18 protein-coding genes and 1 pseudogene are annotated in these 18,045 nt (G+C 69.4%); 17 read left to right on the top strand and 2 right to left on the bottom strand.

What is annotated here, in order from left to right:
- The first annotated feature begins 6 nt into the window (after positions 1-6).
- The 10 genes and pseudogenes from QWU11_RS17445 (at position 7) to QWU11_RS17400 (ending at position 6,442) form a co-directional block, all read left to right on the top strand.
- On the top strand, positions 7-1,563 hold the full coding sequence (locus QWU11_RS17445; RefSeq protein ID WP_290110760.1) for a hypothetical protein: 1,557 nt from the start codon (positions 7-9) through the stop codon (positions 1,561-1,563).
- A 59-nt stretch (positions 1,564-1,622) separates the two neighbouring features.
- Positions 1,623-2,063 carry a hypothetical protein gene (locus tag QWU11_RS17440; protein WP_290110756.1) on the top strand — a complete coding sequence of 147 codons (441 nt, stop codon included), beginning with the start codon at positions 1,623-1,625 and terminating at the stop codon, positions 2,061-2,063.
- 23 nt (positions 2,064-2,086) lie between these two features.
- Positions 2,087-2,872 carry a hypothetical protein gene (locus QWU11_RS17435; RefSeq protein ID WP_290110751.1) on the top strand — a complete coding sequence of 262 codons (786 nt, stop codon included), beginning with the start codon at positions 2,087-2,089 and terminating at the stop codon, positions 2,870-2,872.
- Between the two features lie 36 nt (positions 2,873-2,908).
- A complete protein-coding gene (locus tag QWU11_RS17430; RefSeq protein WP_290110743.1) occupies positions 2,909-3,403 on the top strand; it encodes a hypothetical protein in 495 nt (164 codons plus the stop codon).
- Positions 3,400-3,951, top strand: coding sequence for a hypothetical protein (locus tag QWU11_RS17425; RefSeq protein ID WP_290110741.1), 552 nt, complete (start codon positions 3,400-3,402; stop codon positions 3,949-3,951). Before QWU11_RS17430 ends, QWU11_RS17425 begins: the two co-directional genes overlap by 4 nt.
- 117 nt (positions 3,952-4,068) lie before the next feature.
- A complete protein-coding gene (locus QWU11_RS17420; protein ID WP_290110739.1) occupies positions 4,069-4,470 on the top strand; it encodes a TetR/AcrR family transcriptional regulator in 402 nt (133 codons plus the stop codon).
- A 16-nt stretch (positions 4,471-4,486) separates the two neighbouring features.
- Complete coding sequence (locus QWU11_RS17415) at positions 4,487-4,750, top strand: hypothetical protein (RefSeq protein ID WP_290110737.1); 264 nt, start codon at positions 4,487-4,489, stop codon at positions 4,748-4,750.
- On the top strand, positions 4,747-5,514 hold the full coding sequence (locus tag QWU11_RS17410; protein ID WP_290110735.1) for an amidohydrolase family protein: 768 nt from the start codon (positions 4,747-4,749) through the stop codon (positions 5,512-5,514). Before QWU11_RS17415 ends, QWU11_RS17410 begins: the two co-directional genes overlap by 4 nt.
- Positions 5,515-5,658: 144 nt before the next feature.
- Positions 5,659-5,940: pseudogene (locus QWU11_RS17405) on the top strand (BTAD domain-containing putative transcriptional regulator); the annotation flags it as partial.
- Positions 5,941-6,016: 76 nt separating this feature from the next.
- Positions 6,017-6,442: a 3-oxoacyl-[acyl-carrier-protein] synthase III C-terminal domain-containing protein gene (locus QWU11_RS17400; RefSeq protein ID WP_290110730.1), complete on the top strand. Its 426-nt coding sequence runs from the start codon at positions 6,017-6,019 to the stop codon at positions 6,440-6,442.
- A gap of 2 nt (positions 6,443-6,444) precedes the next feature.
- Here the strand turns inward: QWU11_RS17400 and QWU11_RS17395 are convergent, their stop codons facing one another.
- Positions 6,445-7,266, bottom strand: a complete 822-nt coding sequence (locus QWU11_RS17395; RefSeq protein ID WP_290110725.1) for an SAM-dependent methyltransferase — start codon at positions 7,264-7,266, stop codon at positions 6,445-6,447.
- Positions 7,267-7,860: 594 nt separating this feature from the next.
- On the opposite strand from QWU11_RS17395, the gene QWU11_RS17390 reads away from it, so the two are divergent.
- From QWU11_RS17390 to QWU11_RS17360, 7 genes are all read left to right on the top strand, one after another.
- On the top strand, positions 7,861-8,502 hold the full coding sequence (locus QWU11_RS17390) for a class II aldolase/adducin family protein (RefSeq protein ID WP_290110718.1): 642 nt from the start codon (positions 7,861-7,863) through the stop codon (positions 8,500-8,502).
- Between the two features lie 676 nt (positions 8,503-9,178).
- Positions 9,179-10,510, top strand: a complete 1,332-nt coding sequence (locus QWU11_RS17385; RefSeq protein ID WP_290110716.1) for a hypothetical protein — start codon at positions 9,179-9,181, stop codon at positions 10,508-10,510.
- Between the two features lie 97 nt (positions 10,511-10,607).
- The gene (locus tag QWU11_RS17380; RefSeq protein WP_290110712.1) at positions 10,608-12,236 is read left to right on the top strand and encodes a carboxylesterase family protein; all 1,629 of its coding nucleotides are present in this window, start codon (positions 10,608-10,610) and stop codon (positions 12,234-12,236) included.
- Positions 12,237-12,393: 157 nt separating this feature from the next.
- The gene (locus QWU11_RS17375) at positions 12,394-12,600 is read left to right on the top strand and encodes a hypothetical protein (protein WP_290110711.1); all 207 of its coding nucleotides are present in this window, start codon (positions 12,394-12,396) and stop codon (positions 12,598-12,600) included.
- Positions 12,601-12,735: 135 nt separating this feature from the next.
- Positions 12,736-14,187, top strand: coding sequence for an MFS transporter (locus tag QWU11_RS17370; RefSeq protein ID WP_290110707.1), 1,452 nt, complete (start codon positions 12,736-12,738; stop codon positions 14,185-14,187).
- Between the two features lie 23 nt (positions 14,188-14,210).
- Positions 14,211-14,789 (top strand): TetR/AcrR family transcriptional regulator, encoded by a 579-nt coding sequence (locus QWU11_RS17365; RefSeq protein WP_290110685.1) that lies wholly within the window; start codon positions 14,211-14,213, stop codon positions 14,787-14,789.
- A 39-nt stretch (positions 14,790-14,828) separates the two neighbouring features.
- Positions 14,829-15,593 carry a phosphatase PAP2 family protein gene (locus tag QWU11_RS17360; RefSeq protein WP_290110683.1) on the top strand — a complete coding sequence of 255 codons (765 nt, stop codon included), beginning with the start codon at positions 14,829-14,831 and terminating at the stop codon, positions 15,591-15,593.
- A gap of 459 nt (positions 15,594-16,052) precedes the next feature.
- Here QWU11_RS17360 and QWU11_RS17355 read toward each other — a convergent pair whose 3' ends face one another.
- Positions 16,053-17,936: a hypothetical protein gene (locus QWU11_RS17355; RefSeq protein WP_290110646.1), complete on the bottom strand. Its 1,884-nt coding sequence runs from the start codon at positions 17,934-17,936 to the stop codon at positions 16,053-16,055.
- Positions 17,937-18,045: the final 109 nt, after the last annotated feature.

Genomic DNA, 18,045 nt, shown 5'->3' with positions numbered 1-18,045 from the left:
TGCGCAATGGACACGATAACCGCCACCAAAAATGGCCACGCGCCCAGCGAGGTCGCCGAGCTCGCGGCCCGGCTGATCCCCGACGAGGAGCTTCAGCCCTGGTCGGTGGACGCGGTCGCCGGGCTGCCCTCCTTCGCGAGCAAGATGCGGGAGTGCGAACGGATCAACGGCGTGCCGTACAGCGAGGTCTCCCTCGACGTGCAGAACGCCCTGGTGCTGCGCCGCCTGCAGCAGATGGTCAACTCGGTCCTGCTCAACCCGCTGTGGCGGGAGCGGCTGGTCGCCGCGGGGGTGACCGGGCCACCCGCCACGTACGAGGAGTGGGAGCAGATCCCCCTCTCGGACAAGAAGGTCCAGCGCGAGATGTTCATGGGTTCGCGTCCGGGCCTCGTGGTGCCGCTCACGCGTGGCGGGTTCGAGGTCGTGGCCAGCGGCGGCACCAGTGACGGGCTTCCTCTTGAGATCGTCTATTCGCTGCGGGAGCTGCGCGACACCTACCGGATCGCCGGGCGCTTCATGGGCACCTACCAGCTTCGCGAATATCTTCCGGGCGCCGATCCGAAGTGGCTGTTCACCAACCTCGCCGACTACCAGATGTGGAGCAGCGGCACGATGGTGGGCGGCGTCCTGCAGCACGTGCCGGGCGTCAACTACATCGGCGCGGGCCCGGTCACCGCCCCGGTGCTGGAGCACATGTTCTCCTACCAGGGGCCGAAGGCGCTGATGGGGATCACCGCGGGCATCGCGGTCTTGGCCGACCTCGGCGCCGGGATGAGCCAGGAGGTGCGCGACAGCTTCCGCGTGGCGATGTACGGCAGCGGGGTGCTGCCGCAGCGCACGCGGGCCGCACTCCGCGCGCTCTATCCGAACGTCGCGATCCTCAGCTACTTCGCCGCGACCCAGGCCGAGACCATCGGCCTCCAGCTGCGCGACCACTCCCCCTACCTCGCGGCCGTGCCCGGCCTGCACCTCATCGAGATCGTCGACGAGAACGGGCGCGCGGTCGCCGAGGGCGAGGAGGGCGAGCTGGTCGTCACGCGCCTGCACGCGCACGAGACGCCGCTGCTCCGTCTCAAGCTCGGCGACCGGATGATCCGCCGGCCCGCCCTCAGCGGGCCGGGCCTGAAGACCCAGCAGTTCGAGTTCGCGGGCCGTACCGGAGACGTGCTGCACCTGAACGACAGCCAGTACTCCGCCGCGCTCTCCTACTCCGCTCTCCGCGACGACCTGCGCAAGGCCGTCGCCATCGACCTGGACGAGGTCGCCCACGACGTCCAGTTCGTCAACCACCGTGAGCACAAGACGATCACCCTGCTCGCGGAGGTCGACGACGTCGAGGGCCTGTCGCACACCGTGGACGTCGCGCTCGGCCCCGTCGGCCTCCAGCGCGTCTTCACCGGCGCGGTGCCCCGCGCCCTGTCGCTGTTCAACAACGGCGAGGCCACGCCGGCCGCGATCGAGCGGACCGGCTACAAGTTCCACCTCGCCTTCGTGCACCGGTCGTCCCCCGACATCGAGCGGACGGCCGTCGGCAAGGTCCCCCTCGTACGCGACCGGGGCTGAGGCCGGAGACCACCGACACCGCAGGAGAAGAAGACAGACCCGACGAAGGCAGGAGTCGCATGGAAACAAAAGTCAGCATCATCGTCCTCGTGGACGCCGTCGGAGCACTCTCGGACCGTACGCTCCACAACGGCAACCTCTCCCTGATGGACGACGGGAAGCTGGGCAGCCGCGGGCAGGGCACCACCGGTCTCTGCACCATCGTCCGGCCGGGCCAGGTCATCCAGTGGACCCCGATCGGGATCGACGTACAGGCACCGGTCGAGATCCGGAACATCACCTTCCTCGGCCCCGAGGGTCGCGCCGCGGCCCCCGCGGCGGAGACCGGCGGCGCCGAGCCGTCCGGCCTTCCCGAGAACCTCGACCGGGTGGTCTGGTCGGGCGTCGTCCCGGCCTACCTGACCCCCGGCGTCCCCTACCGGTACCGCCTCGAAGTGCAGATCCACGAGGGCGCCAACAGCGTCATGCACATCGACTCACCCGCGCTGATGTGCGCGTGACCCACGACAGGAAAGGCTGATCCATGGCACAGCAGCATGCGATCATCGTGCTCGTCGACGCCGCCGGCGCGCTCCAGTCACGGACGCTGGACGGCAACGTCTACCTCTTCGACAACATGAAGTTCCTCGGCTCCACGGGCGAGGGAACCGGCGACCTGGTCACGGTCGTCCCCGGCACCTACTGGAGCGACGGCTCACAGGCCACCGAACAGGTGCTGAACTGGCTCCCGTACAACCTCGGAGCCATCCCGCCGACGGTGCCCCGCAGCTACCAGACCGACCGGGCCCGCGAGACCGACCGGCAGGCGCTGCGCGAGCTGTCGTCGGTGGCGGAGGGGTTCTCCGACCCCGACGTCGACACCGCCACCGACCTGGACCGTCTCCAGCGCCGGGTCGGCGCGCAGGCCCGGCGCAAGCGCGGCGGCCGCAACGTCACCAGCAGCAAGATCCTCGACGTCACCGGCAACGTCGTGAGCGATGGCTCCCAGGCGTACAACTACCCCAACCCAGTGATCACCGACATCACGGGGACGGCGGTGGAGGAGAAGATCATGTACCCGGCGGAGTACGGCTCGCCGGACATGGTCTCCGACGGGTGGTACTGGGCGGCATCGGTCGACAGCGCACGGCCCGGGACCTACTCCTACACGATGCACATCCAGCTGCACGAGCTGGTGACCCGCAACGGCGAGCTGGTCTGGGAGTCGGTCGACCTGACCTGCTCGTCGGCCCTCAGGGTCACCAACGACCCGAAGTACAACGCCTTCACCGGTGCGGGCCTGGGCATGCTGCCCGTCCCCTGCGTCTAGCCGTCCACCACCACGCCTTCGAACGGGAGGACTCCGATGCCGATACGCGCCAAGGCGAAACCGACGGAACCAGGACCCAACACCGCCCCTGACCGCCCCATATCGATCACTGCGGTCATCGACCCGGTGGCCGCCCTGGCCGCCGGGACCGTACGCGGCAACCTCTACCTCTACGACACCAACAAGACCGGCGGCTCGACCGGACTCGGCGGCGAGGAGCTGCGCACCCGGGTGCGCAAGGGCGACCAGCTCCTCTGGAACACCCTTCCGCTGGAGTGTGAGACCTACGCCGCCATCTCCGCCATCCTGATCGACGCGGAGATCTGCGAGCCCAAGCAGAAGGTCTATCCCGGCACGGACATCTCCTACTGGTCCGCGACCGTCAAACGAGATCTCACCGAGCCGGTGCCGTACCGCATCCAGTTCCGGCTGGGAACCGTGACCGAGCCGATCACCACCGAGACGTCGCCTGCCCTGGTCGGCTCGAGCGCCGGCCCCGGAGCGACGGACTCGGTGAAGGAGTCAGCATGACAACGTCCCAGTACGCGGCGGAGGACACCAAGGGCCGCGGGCAGATGAACTCCGTCCAGCTCAACATCGTCACGCTGGTGAACGTCCAGAAGGCGACGGAGACGGGGTCGCTCGACGACGCGCTGTTCATGATGGACAACAGCATCGGCGGCGTCGGGCAGGGCAGCAGCGAGCTCGAGACGATCTGCAAGCAGGGCCAGGTCCTCAACTGGATCGTCCGTCCCATCGAGGGTGAGAAGCGGCCGGACGGCAAGTGGCCGCCGATGCCGAAGATCACCAATCTGGTGTTCCTCGACATCGAGAAGGGCGACGAGGAGGACGTCGCGGAGCGGCGGATCTTCACCGAGCTCAAGATCTACGGAATGCCCGACGCCATGCGGTCCCAGTACACCTCGGTCTACTACTACTGGGCCGGCGCGATCCAGAGCACCGCGCCGCCCGGGGTGTACCGCTACCGGCTCGTCCTCGAGCTGGAGCGGGAGAACTCGAAGGAGAAGCTCTACCTCAACACCAAGCGACACCCGTCGATCAAGGTGATCGAGGTCTGACGACACGGGCGCGGCGGGCGGAGGCCGCCCGCCGCGCTCGCACGTGGCGGGACGCGTCGGTGCAAGCCAGGCGGATGATGCTTTCCACGGCCTTACCGACCTGTCAGTCTGGTTTCTGTGGATCGGTTGAGTCCGGGCGGCCGGCGGCTGCTCGACGTCACGGCCGCGGTCTTCCACGCGGAGGGGATCCGGGCGACCAGCGTGGACAGGCCGATGGATCGAGCCGGAGTCTCCAAGCCCACGCTCTACGCCCGGTTCGGCTCCAAGGAGAACCTCATCGCCGCCGTGCTCGACCAGCGCCGGCGGCAGCGGCAGGCGGCCCTGACCGAGTTCCTGGCCGGCTGCGAGGTCCAGGGGGCCGGGCGGATCCTCGCCGTGTTCGACTGGCTCGCCCGCGGACACCGCCGATCGACGGGGCCAACGCACGCGTCGTTGTGGCCGATGACCGTACGGCCATGCGCCGGGCCAGGACGGCCGCCGCCCGCCTCCTGGGGCCGGTCGATGAGTGGGAACCCGTAACCACACGGAGGACCAGGTGAAACCAACCCTGCGGTCCGGGCCGACCGCGACGCTCGACTACCGCGTCCCGAAGACCCGCACGGTTCCGCATCTGCTGCCGGAGCCGGATGAGTTCGGCCGGATACCGCCGGTGCCGGCCACCGGCCACCTCGCCGGCCTGGTCGAGTGGACCTGCATGCGGGCGCTGTCGGACACCCCGCCGGACCGCACCGTCGAGCTGACCGCGGTCGACGGCCGCAGGCTCACCGACCGGGTCCAGGCCGCGGAGAGCTCCGCATGAGCACATCCGCCCGTCCGGTGTTCGACGCCCATCTCCACATCATCGACCCCGGCTTCCCGCTCACCGAGAACAACGGCTACCTGCCGCCCGCCTTCACCGCCGAGGACTACCTCCGGCGTACGGACCCGCTGGGGATCACCGGCGGGGCCGTGGTCTCCGGCTCTTTCCAGGGCTTCGACCAGGACTACCTGGTCGAGGCCCTCCGGCGGCTGGGCACGGGTTTCGTCGGAGTCACCCAGCTGCCCGTCACCGTGACCGACGAGGAGATCACACGGCTGGACGCCCACGGCGTACGGGCCGTGCGGTTCAACGTGCGCCGGGGCGGTTCGGAGACCCTCGACCACCTGGAGGCCCTGGCCCGCCACGTCCACGAGGTCGCCGGCTGGCACACCGAGCTCTACATCGACGCCGCCGACCTGCCCGACCTGATGCCCGTGCTGAGGGCCCTGCCGGCGGTGAGCGTCGACCACCTCGGGCTGACCGAGAGCGGCCTGCCCCACCTGCTCTCCTTCGTCGAGCGCGGCGGCCGGGTCAAGGCGACCGGGTTCGGCCGCGTCGACCTGGAGGTGACCAAGGCGGTCCAGGCGGTGGTCGCCGCCGACCCCCGGGCCCTCATGTTCGGCACCGACCTGCCCTCCACCCGCGCCCGGCGGCCGTTCGACGACGACGACCTCCGATTGCTCACCGACACGATCGGACCCGAGCACGTCCGGGCGGTGCTGCACGACAACGCCGCGGCCTTCTACTTTCACCACCGTGACTAGGCCGGATCCCCGGACTGAGGTGGGGTCGGATGGAGTTCCGCAACGCCCAGCGCCGTACCGCCGAAGAACTCCTGATCAGCGTCGAGCCGCGGCTCGGCCGCCACCAGCGGCTGATCCCCCGGCTGCGGGCACCGGTGTCCGAGACGCCCCTCGTACTGGCACCGGCTCATGCGCGTCCTGCACCTCAGCGGCCACCGCGGCGAGGCGCTCGCCGCCTTCGACCGGACGCGTACGGTCCCGAAGGGCGACCCCGGCATCGAGCCGGGCGCCGACCTGACGCACTTCCACCAGGAGATCCTCACCTCGCCGCCGGCCGGGCCCGCGGCTCCCCGGGACGGCGCGCCGCCGCCCCGCGTCGAGCGGCGGGTTCCGGCCGAGAGGGCACTGGAGGCCGCACGGGACGCGCCGGCGGCGTCGGCCCCGTGAGCCGGACGACATCGCGCCGACCCTGTACGCCCACATCGCCGACCAGGGCCTGCACGGGTGGCACTCCGGCGCGTATGTGCACCGGCTCGCGGTCGGCGACTCCGCGCCGGCCATCGGGGTCGACCGGCGGTCCAACGGCTGCATGGCCGCGCTCGACCTCGGTACGGCCTACCTCGCCGCCGGCGGCGCCGCTCGCCACGGCCGACCGGTTCGACGACATCCCGGGCGGGAGCTGGACGAGTCCGGCCTGCGGATGAAGGAGATCGAGCGCTGGGCCCTGTCCAACATCGGCCTGCGGGAGCTGCGGACGTACTACCTCGATCCGCTGGAGCTGCCGATGGTGTGGAACTGGGGGCGGACCGTCGGCCCCCTAGGGGCGGGAGACCGGATCGCGGGCCTGCACCGGCTGCGTCGGGCGGCGCCGGGGCGGACGCTCGCGCTGGTCGGCGTCGGTGTGGGCGTCAGCTTCACCTGCGCCGTCCTGCGGATCGAGGGCGCATGAGGCTATTCCGGCAGTACGCCGACGGCCCCGGCGAGCCGCACCACCGGCCCGGGGATGTCGCTCGTGTCGACCGCGTCCCGGCCCGGCCGCCAGTCCTGGACCGCGACCAGCCCGGGTTCCAGCAGCGTCATCCCCTCGAAGAAGGCGAGGATCCGCTCGTCGCTCCGGTACTTGATCTGGGCGGTCACGCCCTCGTACGCGCCTTCGACGCCGGCGACGACCTCCGGCGCGGTGCCGTCGGTGGAAGAGTGCGACAGCAGCAGCCAGCTCCCGGGCGCCATGGGCTTCCGCAGCACGCGCAGGATGGCGAGCGGATCCTTCTCGTCCGGGACGAACTGCAGCACGGCGGTGAGGACGAGGGCGACCGGCTGCGACCAGTCGACGAACGGCTCCAGGGTCGCCAAAATCGCCTCGGGGTCGCGGACGTCGCCCGGTACGAGGTGGATCCCGTCTCCGGCGTGCGCCATCGACCGGCCGAGCGCCAGGACCATCGGGTCGTTGTCGACGCCGATGACGTGGATGCCGGGATCGACGCTCCGGGCGGCGCTGAAGGCGCTCGGCTCGTTGGGCATCCCGCAGCCGACGTCGACGATCTGCCTGATCCCGGCACGCGCGGCGGTCTCCACCGCCCGCACCATGAAAGCGCGGTTGAACCGGGCCACCGGTTTGGCCCACGGCGTCTTCGCGACGACCCGCGCGACCGCCTCATCGTCGACGGGAAAGTGGTCTTTCCCATCAAGATACGCGTCATAGATTCGCGCGACGCTCGGCACATCGGTGTCGGGCTCGATGTCACCGGCAGAACGTTTCGGCTGATTGCGCATTACCGACCCCCTTCGTTTCGGCGCACTACGACCATAGCGACACCCGGCCGCCTTCCCCTGCGGGGAGCTATTGACATCCGGCGGAAGAATTCCCGGTTACCGACTTACGATCATCGTCCAGCGCGGTGCCCCACTCCACGCAGGCCAGGGCGCCGGTGTTGCAGTGCGTGGGCACGCGCAGCGGTCGCGAGCGCGACCGGCTCGGCCGCGGCGACGCCCCGCCGCAGGGCCGGCAGCACCGTGTCCACCCCAGGCCAGGCTCACGGCCGTCGCCCGGGCCCGGCGGACGCGGTCGATCTCCGTCCCCAGGGGCACGATGGCGTTGACGAGCTCGTCCACGGTGGTGATGGACGACCGCCGTACCTCATGGGGCAGAACGGTCTGGTCGATGCAGATGACCGCCGGGTTCCACCATTCGACCCCGGCCTCGTCTGAGCGCACCATTAGAGAAATCGTCCATGAAAAAGGAACGCATTACGTCCGCGCGAACCGGAGAACACGCTCCCGGCGGCCATGGACAGTGGTCGGCGAATCGGATAGGACTCAGCAGAGAGCGCATCGACAGGCGCCTGAATTCTCGCCGAGAGGAGCGTCATGTTGCTAGGTGAGGCCCGCGAGAACATCGTGGAGGTATGCCGGCGCCTGTCCGCCGCCGGCCTCATACCGGGCACATCCGGCAACGTCAGTGTGCGCGTCGGGGACCACGTCGCCGTGACGCCGAGCGGGCTGGACTATGACCGGATGACGCCGGAGCTGGTGGGCGTCCACCTGCTGGACGGCACGCCCGTCGACGCTCCGCTGGCACCCACCTCGGAGATGCCGCTGCACCTGGCGGTCTACGCGGCGAAGGACACCTCCGCCATCGTGCACACGCACTCGACGGCCGCCACCGCGCTGTCGACGCTCGTCGACGAGCTCCCGCCCATCCACTACATGGTCGCGCTGTTCGACGGGCCGGTCCGGGTGACGCCCTACGCGACGTACGGCACGCCCGAGCTGGCGAACAACACGGTCGAGGCGCTGCGCGGGTCGGCCGGCTGCATCCTCGGCAACCACGGCACGGTGACGATCGGCCCGGACCTGCGTACGGCCTGCTCGCGCAATGAGTACCTCGAATGGATCAGCGAGCTGTACCTGCGCGCGGCGAGCGCCGGCACACCGCGCCTGCTCGACGCCGAGGAGATCAAGCGGGTGGCCGCGAAGCTGACCGAGTACGGGCAGGAACCCCCGCGGTGACCGGCCGGGGGTGACCTCACGCGCCGACGCCCGGGCCATGAGCCGACGCCCGCCTGCAATCTCCATGCGCGTGCTAAGGAAACCACGGTCACGCTATTGGCGGACGCCATTTCCGGGAACAGCCCGAGGCGCCACTACGGCGATGGAAACAGGAAAGCGAATATCGGCGGTAACAGTGGCCCTACGCGACCGCCCGCCAGGCCACCGTCCACGACGAGGGAATGGTGGCACAGGTGATGGAGCGCAAAATCGCGGCGGCCAAGAGCACCCTCGTACGGTTCATCGAGATGCTCGGGTCCGACCCGGTGCACTCCCGCCAGGGGCCCTGTCCGACGCGGTCATCACGCGGCACTCCGTGGTGCCGAAGGCGACCCGCGTCCGTACGAGCGCGCTGTCCGGCCGTTACCTTCCGGCCGAGACGGACGACTCGATCGCGCTGAACTCCCCAAGTGACCGGGGCGCCCCGGGGTGAAGGCGGCGGCGCTCTCGTATGGCCGGAACCCGCAACGGTCCACCTTTTCGGACAGTCACCACCGTCGGAAACGACGACCGCCATGCGTCCGCGCCGATCCCGGCCACGAAATGCACCAGCGGTGGTACACGGAGTAATGCATTTATGCCTGTCCATTCAGAGAAATCGTTGACGAGACAGTTTGCAAATATTTTAATGATCCGCATGGCTGTGACACAGCACACTCCCGGTGAGTCGCAGACCTGCGGACTGCGCGGCTGCGACAACCCCATTACCCAGCCGACCGGTGGCGGGCCGCCCCGTATCTACTGCTGCAGCGAGCACCGCCGCGAGGCTCGGAAGGTCCGGTACGAGTCCAGGCAGGCGATCGTCCCGGAGCCGCGGCTCTCCCCCCGCGTCGCCGAGCCCGCCGTCCGTAAGTCGTCCGCGCCGGCCGGGCGGAGCCGCCCCGGCGCACGGCGAGGCCGCGCCGCGCTGGCGATCGCCGGCGTCTCCGCCGTCGTCGCCGCCCTCATCTCCGGCGACGTCGGCACCTCGCTGACGACCGCCGACCACGAACAGCCGCGCAACCGCGCGAACGCCCCGCAGGCGGCGACGGCCGTGGACACGACGTGGGTTTCGCGGGCCAAGGGGGTCCTCGCCCAGGTCGACAAGGACCTGGCGCAGATCGACAAGGCCGAGCACGCCGCCGCGGGCGTACCCCGCGACCAGTGGTCCCCCCGGCTGCGCGCGCTCATGAAGCGCCTCGAGCAGCGTAAGGCGGACCTCCTGCTGCTGCGCGCCCCGCTGCGGGCGGACCTGGCGACGGTGGAGTCGTACGGCCGCGCCAGCGCGAGCCTGGCCGCCACCCGGCAGCAGCTCGGCCTGCTGAACCAGGCCCGCGGGCCGCTGCGCGCGCTGTCCGGCTCCGCCCAGAAGCAGATGGCCTGGATCCTGCACGGGCTGGAGAGCCAGGCGGGACGGCTGTCGGAGCAGGAGCGATCGCGCCTGACCGACGAGGAGAACCTCCGAGGCCCCGCGCGGCAGGCGAGCGCCAAGCCGTTGCCGGACCTGCCGGACGACGTCCGTTCACTCACCCGCAAGGTGAACGACGAGGCCGCGGCCCGTACCCCGCCGCCACGGAGCCCCGCGCCCGTACGCCCCGGCGGGGACAACCCGCGCTCGGACCGGCCGTCCTCCTCGCCGCACACCCCGCCGGGCAAGCCGACGCAGACGACCGCTCCTCCGCACCCGTCGCCGCCGGCCGGGTCCACGAAGCCGAAGAAGCCGGTGAAGAGCACTCCGCCCGCCGCCGATCCGCCGCAGGCGGAGAAGCCCGCGCCGCCGCCGGTCGAGGAGACGCCTCCGCCGAGCACCCCGACGTTCAGTGGCGGCGGTGGCGGCGGGGACGTCTCGAGCGCGACGAGCGACGTGGGTTCGGACTCGGCCTCGGACGCGTCGGACGCGGGTGGCGACAGCGCCTCCGACTCCGGATCCGACGGCGGTGACGGAGGCGATGGAGGCGATGGAGGCGACGGGGGCGGTGGCGGTGAATAGCTCCTTCGCCGGGTGTAGGGGAATTCGCCCCGCGCTTTACCCGGCCGGACCCGGCCACTGACTCACCGGAAATCCCGTCCTAAGGATTTGCGCAGCGATGAGACGTACGAGACGACGCGGAATCGCCATCGCGATCGGTGGCCTGGTCGGCCTCGGAATCGTGTCCCCCGTGGCCGCGACGACGTTCGGGACCGGGGATCCGGCCCGTACGACGTCGACCCTGGTCGAGACGGCCAGCGGCAAGGTCCGCGGCGCGAGCCTGACGGGGTACGACGAGTGGCTCGGCATCCCCTACGCCGTGAGCCCCACGGGGAGCCTGCGGTGGACCGCGCCGCGGCCGGCGGCGCGGTGGGGCGGCGTACGGGACGCCACGCGGTTCGGCCATCGCTGTGTGCAGGGCAGCGGCTGGGATCCGGGTTATGAGAGCCCGACGCTGACCGAGGACTGCCTGTCCCTCAACGTCTACGCGCCGCACGGGACGCGGGGGCGGCGCCCGGTGCTCGTGTGGATCCACGGCGGTGGCTTCACGGGCGGTGCGGGCCAGGACACCAACCCGCGCAAGTTCGCCCAGCAGGCCGGCGCGGTCGTCGTGACGATCAACTACCGGCTGGGCGCGCTGGGGTTCCTTAGCCTGCCCGGGCTGCGCGGCGCCGGCACCTTCGGCCTCCTCGACCAGCAGGCGGCCCTGCGCTGGGTGAAGTCCAACATCGGCCGCTTCGGCGGCGACGCGCAGAACGTCACCATCGCCGGCCAGTCCGCCGGCGGCACCTCGGTCTGCGCCCAGCTCGCCTCCCCGGCCGCCAAGGGGCTCTTCGCTCGGGCGATCATCATGAGCGGCGGCTGCGGCCTGCAGTCCACCGCGGACGCGGACCGGTCGGGCCTCGCGTTCGTCCAGCAGGCCGGCTGCGCGGGTGCTCCGGACGTACTCGCGTGCCTGCGCGGCAAGCCGGCGGCCGACCTTCTCGCCGCCCAGCAGCGGGCGGGCGTACGGCCCTCGGTCGGCGGCGCCGCCTTCCCCGTCGATCCCGCGGCCGCGGTGCCGGCCGGGACGTTCAACCGCGTGCCCGTGCTGCTGGGCCAGGTGAACAACGAGCGGGCTCTGTTCACGTTCCAGAACTACGACTACGCGGGCCGGCCGCTGACCGCCGCGCAGTACGAGGCGCTCGTGCGGTCGGCGTACGGCGCGAACGCGGACAGGGTGCTCGCGGAGTACCCCGTGGGCAGGTTCGCCTCACCGGGCGTCGCGTGGACCACGGTGCAGAACGACTCCGCCTCGTACACCCGGCAGGTGCTCTACGGGCGGCTGTCGCGGTACGTGCCGACGTACGCCTATGAGTTCGCCGAGAGCGCGACGCCGCAGTTCACCTCGATCTACCTGATCCAGCAGAAGAGCGAGACGGCCCGCGCGTTCCCCTTCGGCGCCACGCACGTCGACGACCTCGGCTACATCTGGGACTACCTCGGCCAGACCCTGCCGTACACCGACGACGAACTCGAACTGTCCAACCAGATGATCCGTTACTGGGGCCGTTTCACGGCCCACGGCGACCCGAACGGCGCCTCCACGCCGGGCTGGCCCAGATACGGCCCGCAGACGGACGCGATGATGTCACTCGTCGCCTGTAGTACCTCACCGGCCACCGGACGCCCACCGGCCGCGTGTTCCGCGGTCACCGACCGGTTCGGCGTCGAGCACGACACGGCCTTCTGGAAGAGCCTCGCCTGACGCGGGCCTCTCTGGGGCACTTTGGTACTGGCAGGCATGCCGGTGTACCGCTGGCGGGATCCCAAGATGGGGGCTGGCCGCGCAGACGGGAGGCGTCGCGGCGGCGAGAGTGGGAGGTGAGCAAGGAACCGACGCGAAACCGCCTGGAAGGAGTGACATGACGATCACGACCGCACCGAACCCGACGACTCCCCCGCGCTGGGCGGTGTCCGCAGTCCTCGACTATCTCAACGGCGAAGCCGATCACCACAGCGACATCGCCAAGCGGCTGCGGTACGCCGACGACATCGATCGGCAGGAGCAGATCATCAACGCGATCAAGGCCGTACGCGACCTGGCCGCCGCGACCTTCCCCTCCCCCTGAGTTCGCGGCGGGCCCCCACCCGCCCGCGACCGTGTGATCCACCCCACTTCCCGTACCGGACCCATGAGTCCACTTGAGTGTTAGCGTGCATCAAGTGGACCTGCGGGTCCGTTCTTACGTCTTCGGGAGGCCCGGGTGAGTGACACAGAGGAGCAGGAGGCGTCGGCCGGCGCGGGGAGTGTGGCGGTGCTGGCGCTCGCCTCGGCGGCGTACTCCCTGGCGCAGACCGCGGTGCTGCCCGGCCTCGGCACGCTGAGCCACGCGCTGAACGCGTCCACGGCCGACGTCTCCTGGGTGATGAGCGGCTACCTGCTCTCGGCGGCGATCCTGACGCCGGTGTTCGGGCGGCTCGGCGACATGCTCGGCAAGCGGCGCATGCTCGTCGCCGCGCTGGCGATCTTCGCCCTCGGCAGCGTGGTGGCGGCGCTGTCCACCGACATCTGGATGCTCGTGGCCGCCCGGGTCGTCCAGGGCGCGGGCGGCGGCATCATCCCGCTCTGCCTGGGCATCATCAGCGACGGCTTCCCGGCCAGAAGGCGGCCCGCCGCGCTGGGCCTGGTCTCGGCGATCGCGGGCATCGGCGCGGGCGGCGGTCTGCTCATGGGCGGCCTGCTCATGGACCACGCCACCTGGCAATGGATCTTCTGGAGCGGCGCCATCACGGCCGGCCTGGCGGCGCTGGGCGCGCTGCGGCTGCCCGAGAGCGGCACCCGGACGCCCGGGCGTATCGACGTCGGCGGCATCCTGCTGCTGGCGGTCGGGCTCATCGCCCCGCTCTTCGCGCTCACCCGTACCTCGACGTGGGGCTGGGGTGACGCGCGCACCCTGGGGCTGATCGTGGCCGGCCTCGTCGTGCTGACCGTGTTCGTCTTCTACGAGCGGCGGGTGGCCGAGCCGCTGGTGGACATGTCAGTACTCGGGCGTCCGGTGGTGCTGGTCACCAACCTCACGACGCTGCTGTTCGGCTTCGGGATGTTCGGCGCGTTCGTCCTGATCCCGCAGCTCGCCCAGACCCCGAAGGCGGCCGGCTACGGCTTCGGCCTCGACGCCACCGGCGCCGGCCTGATGCTGCTGCCCGCCTGCCTGATGATGCTCGTGGCCGCGGGGGTGGCCGGGCGGATCGGCGTACGGGTCGGGTCCAAGATCCCGCTGTCGATCGGAGCACTCGTCGCCGCGGCCGGACTGGCCGTACTCGCCCTCCAGCACGGGTCCCAGGGTGCGGTCATCGGCTGGTCGATGGTGCTGTTCGCCGGGATCGGCCTGGGCATGGCGGGCATGCCCAACCTCATCGTCGACGCCATCCCACGCGACAAGACCGGCGAGGGCACGGCCGTGAACGCGCTGGTCCGCTCGGTGGGTTCGTCCCTGGGTTCGCAGGTGGTGGCGACCCTGCTGGCCGGCAGCGTCACCGTCGCCCACCCGCTGCCGACCGACGGCGCGTACGGGGACGCGTTCTGGCTCGGCGCCGGTGCGATCGCGGTGGCCGCGATCGCGAGCCTCCTCATCCCGCGCGCGTCCGTACCCGACCGCGCGCCCCTCACCGCCGGTGAAGAGCCCGCACCCCAAGGCCAGGAGACCTTCGGCTAGACGGACCCGGCAGACTTGTGGCCATGCCTCCAGCGCTTCCGCAGGACCCCGAACCGCCGTCGGCCGCCTGGAGCGGCCGCCGCGCCGACGCCCGGCGCAACCACGAGCGGGTCATCGCCGCCGCGATCGAGGTCTTCGCCGAGCGGGGATTGGAGGCCACCGTGCCCGAGGTCGCCGCTCGGGCCGGGGTCGGCAAGGCCACCGTCTACCGCAGCTATCCCACCAAGGCCGACCTCATCGCCGCCGTCGCCCGCCACCAGGTCATCTGGCTGACCGAGCGGGTCGCGGCGGCGGCCGAGGAGTCCGACGCCTTCACCGCGTTGCGGGAACTCCTCGGCGACATGTCCGAACGGCTCGCCGGCGACCGCGTCCTCGCCGCGGTCCTGCCGACGGACGACCAGTGGATCGAGGGCCTCACCGAGCAGTTCTCCCGGATCGTCGACGCCGCCCGGCGCCAGGGCCGGCTGCGCTCCGACGCCACGATCCAGGACATCCGGATCCTGCTGGGCGGATCCTCCCGTGCGCTCATCGAGCAGGGCATCCACGACCCCGCCCAGTGGCGCAGGTATGCCAACCTCGTCCTCAACGCCCTACGCCCGTGAGCCCCCGCCGCGCTCGGGCGTCCTCCCGAAAGGACGGCCGTGTACACCGCGTCCCTGTCCCGTACCCGTCCGAGGGTCCTCCCCGAACTCCTCCTGGTCACGGCGCTCTACTTCCTCTACCGGCTGGGGCGGCTGTTGGCCAACGGCAACGTCACCGAGGCCTTCGCCAACGCCGACCGGGTGTGGAGATGGGAGCGCGCCGTCCACCTGCCGGATGAGGCGTCCGTCCAGTCGCTGCTCCTGCACGGCGAGCTCCCGCAGAAGGCCGCCAACGTCTTCTACTCGAGCGTCCACTTCCCGGCGATGATCGTCTTCCTGCTGTGGATGTTCTACCGCCACCCCGCGCACTACGTCTGGGTACGGCGGACCCTGACGCTGCTCACCGGCGCCGCCCTGGTGCTGCACCTGGCCTTCCCTCTCGCCCCGCCGCGCATGATCCCGGCCTTCGGCCTGGTCGACACGGGACACGTCGTGGGCCCCTCCCCGTACGGGAAGGTGGACACCGAGGGCATGGCCAACCAGTTCGCCGCGATGCCCTCCCTGCACGTCGGCTGGGCCCTCGTGATCGCCATCGGCCTCATCGCCGCGGGCCGCTCCCGCTGGCGATGGCTGTGGCTGGCCCACCCGGCCCTCACCCTGTTCGTCGTCGTGGCCACCGCGAACCACTACTGGCTGGACGCCATCGTCGCGAGCCTGCTGCTGGCCGGCGCCCTTCTGATCGTCCGCCGCCCCGAAGCCGTCGAGACCGTAACACCGTTCCGGCGGCGAGTCCGCGCTCCGAGACCCGAACCCGACGACGCCTGAACGCCCGCCCGAGATCAGGGGTCGCCGCGCCGGTCCACGTCGGCGAGATACTTCGCGAGTTCGACGCCACCCGCCCAGAATTGGAGATGCCGCCGTCACAGTAGGCGACGTCACGGATCAAGTGCAGGGCCTCGATCTGCCAGTGCTGCCGGATCCAAGTGCTCGGTGCGGCCGTGCCATGGTGTTCCTCGACGTGCCCCACCCGGATCTGCCGCCAGGCAGCTGTTTGAGCTGGTGATACAACGACGGCTGGTTCTTCTTCACCACCAGGATGAAGTGGGCGTTCTTCTCCTCGGCCAGGAAACGGGTGTGGTCGCGCTGGGTGTGCAGCGCGTCCGCGGCGACCACCACACCCTCCAGGTCCAAAAGGCCACAGCAGTGGGTTCGAGCGTCGACAGCGTATTGGCACCGTACAGGCCCAAGGAGACGGACACGGTTGGTGTTGGCTTGGCTACGCAATCAATAACCGGAGCCCGGAATGGTTACCCACCGACAGCCGCAGATATCACCTGCTGCAGCCCCTTCCTTTTCTGAGATCAATGTAGGCAGGTCAGGTTGCAGAGCAAAGATCGAATGCGCCGCCTCGAGGCGTGCCGAGCCTCCTCCTGTGTCCCTGATCGAACGGAGTCTGTCTACGATCGCGGCCTGTCGGCTTGTACTGGGGTCGTCGGCGACGCGGTCGACGGCAATGCTCTGAGCGCCCTTATTCGTATCCGTCAGCTTACGAATCGCATTGTCGACGGCTTTGCGGTCAGCCTGATTGACGATGTGCTTCGCGATGGACGTTTTTCGGCTCCATATGGTGGCCTGGCCTGTTGCTGCAGCGGCGAACTTCCTGGCGGCCTTCGCGATGTCAACGTTGGCGATGATCCGGGCGGCGGCTGCCTTCGTTGCGGCCTTCACGTCGCCGGACTTCCGAACGGCCATGTCGGCAATCGGAGCAGCCGCTTTGGTCAGCTGATCCTGAGCGATGTTGTCCGTTGCCTCTAGAAAGGTGTCTACCAGCGGTGCCGCGAGCGGGACATCTTTCACGATCGCCTTGAGCGCATCTCCTAGAGGAGCGGACGCCACCTTCTCCACCTGGAGGAAGACCGCTTTCTTGTCCTCCTTAAGGATCTCGACGTCGTTGTCCGCAGGTCCGGCAGCGACATATTTACGCGCCCCCACGGCCTGTTCATGAGTCAGACTCTCCGGCGCCCGGATATTCTGGCTCTGAACGGAGTCATTGATAGTCCACTTCGACTGGAGGCCTTCAACACGACGGAGCCGACCCTTCTCTTCGCCGAGAAATTTCTCTCCGTTTAGATTGATGGCACCGTAGCGGCGAGCAGCGTTGACCCGATCGCTAGCTGACTTAATCTTTCTGTCTATGTCCGTAAGCGACAGTAATACCTTCTGGTACTTCGGCGGCATCGCATTGAGCACCTGCCCGTAGAGTCTCGATGCAACTTGGCCAGATAACTCGGCCTGGACTTTATCAGCCGCTGCGACGTATGCCTTTTGGTCGGTCACCGCCTTCAGCCGCAACTCGGCGCCCAACGTACTCACGGGGACGCTGAGGAGAGTTAGCGAAGCCAGCACCGCCAGCCCGGCAGCGAGGGGTCCACTGAAACGGCAGTAGCGACCGGCCACCCATCGGATCGAGCGAACGACGGCACGGGCCTCCCGACGTCCCGAACTCGCGCCGCCGTTGCCGTGCCACGACAGCAGCAGACAGTTCAGCAGGTAGACGCCGACCAGCAGGAAGAATACTCGGAACTCACTAAGCTTGATCCAGTTATCGAAAAAGGTCGAACCGCGCAAGCACCATCGCTGCAGCGCCAGTAGCTGCCCAACCGTCATAGAATTGTCAAAGAAAGTTACGAACGCTGCGAGGCATAGATAAAACGCGATCGCTAATCCGATGGGCACCAAGTACAGCACGGCTGAGCCGCACAAGTGGTAACGAGCCAGAGCCCGGAATCGGTGCGTCACCTTTGGGTCGATGTCGTCGAAGGCGTGCGCCCGCGTATACTCAGCACAATAGGTCACAGCGACCCAAATCACTGCGGCGGCAACCGTCAGGCTCCATGCACCGGCGATCACGCCGGCCAGGACAACTAGTGCCGTTAGCCAGTGCCAGGTGCGCCAGTTTCGCACACGAACCTGAATGAGAGGCCCACCAGAGGGCCACGCATGGCCTGTCGGTAACTTTCCTCCACCAGGCCGGATAACTTCCTTGTCTTGAGTACCGCGCGGGATTTCTAGGTCAATGAGCACCATCTTGCCGTCGGCTGTGGTGACAGCAGCCTGTTGCGTCGATCCGGACGCTGCTTGAAAACGACGCACCACAACGGAGTCCATTGCCGCATTCCCCATTTACGGTCACGCCCCAATTCTGGGCACAGTCAGCGAGCGTAGTTCCAGCGTAGAGATGCTACTACGCAGCGGCAGCGATGGTTCCATAATCGAA

It is taken from the genome of Actinomadura sp. DC4, from assembly GCF_030406325.1.
GTDB lineage: Bacteria > Actinomycetota > Actinomycetes > Streptosporangiales > Streptosporangiaceae > Actinoallomurus.
The sequence above is the reverse complement of the archived record's forward strand: the minus strand, read 5'-3'. Positions and strand labels throughout refer to the sequence as shown.

Excerpts from the sequence above, each read along its gene's own strand:
- QWU11_RS17445 (WP_290110760.1), top strand. The coding sequence starts at position 7 with ATGGACACGATAACCGCCACCAAAAATGGCCACGCGCCCAGCGAGGTC.
- QWU11_RS17440 (WP_290110756.1), top strand. The coding sequence starts at position 1,623 with ATGGAAACAAAAGTCAGCATCATCGTCCTCGTGGACGCCGTCGGAGCA.
- QWU11_RS17435 (WP_290110751.1), top strand. The coding sequence starts at position 2,087 with ATGGCACAGCAGCATGCGATCATCGTGCTCGTCGACGCCGCCGGCGCG.
- QWU11_RS17430 (WP_290110743.1), top strand. The coding sequence starts at position 2,909 with ATGCCGATACGCGCCAAGGCGAAACCGACGGAACCAGGACCCAACACC.
- QWU11_RS17425 (WP_290110741.1), top strand. The coding sequence starts at position 3,400 with ATGACAACGTCCCAGTACGCGGCGGAGGACACCAAGGGCCGCGGGCAG.
- QWU11_RS17410 (WP_290110735.1), top strand. The coding sequence starts at position 4,747 with ATGAGCACATCCGCCCGTCCGGTGTTCGACGCCCATCTCCACATCATC.
- QWU11_RS17395 (WP_290110725.1), bottom strand. The coding sequence starts at position 7,266 with ATGCGCAATCAGCCGAAACGTTCTGCCGGTGACATCGAGCCCGACACC.
- QWU11_RS17390 (WP_290110718.1), top strand. The coding sequence starts at position 7,861 with ATGTTGCTAGGTGAGGCCCGCGAGAACATCGTGGAGGTATGCCGGCGC.
- QWU11_RS17385 (WP_290110716.1), top strand. The coding sequence starts at position 9,179 with ATGGCTGTGACACAGCACACTCCCGGTGAGTCGCAGACCTGCGGACTG.
- QWU11_RS17380 (WP_290110712.1), top strand. The coding sequence starts at position 10,608 with ATGAGACGTACGAGACGACGCGGAATCGCCATCGCGATCGGTGGCCTG.
- QWU11_RS17375 (WP_290110711.1), top strand. The coding sequence starts at position 12,394 with ATGACGATCACGACCGCACCGAACCCGACGACTCCCCCGCGCTGGGCG.
- QWU11_RS17365 (WP_290110685.1), top strand. The coding sequence starts at position 14,211 with ATGCCTCCAGCGCTTCCGCAGGACCCCGAACCGCCGTCGGCCGCCTGG.
- QWU11_RS17355 (WP_290110646.1), bottom strand. The coding sequence starts at position 17,936 with ATGGACTCCGTTGTGGTGCGTCGTTTTCAAGCAGCGTCCGGATCGACG.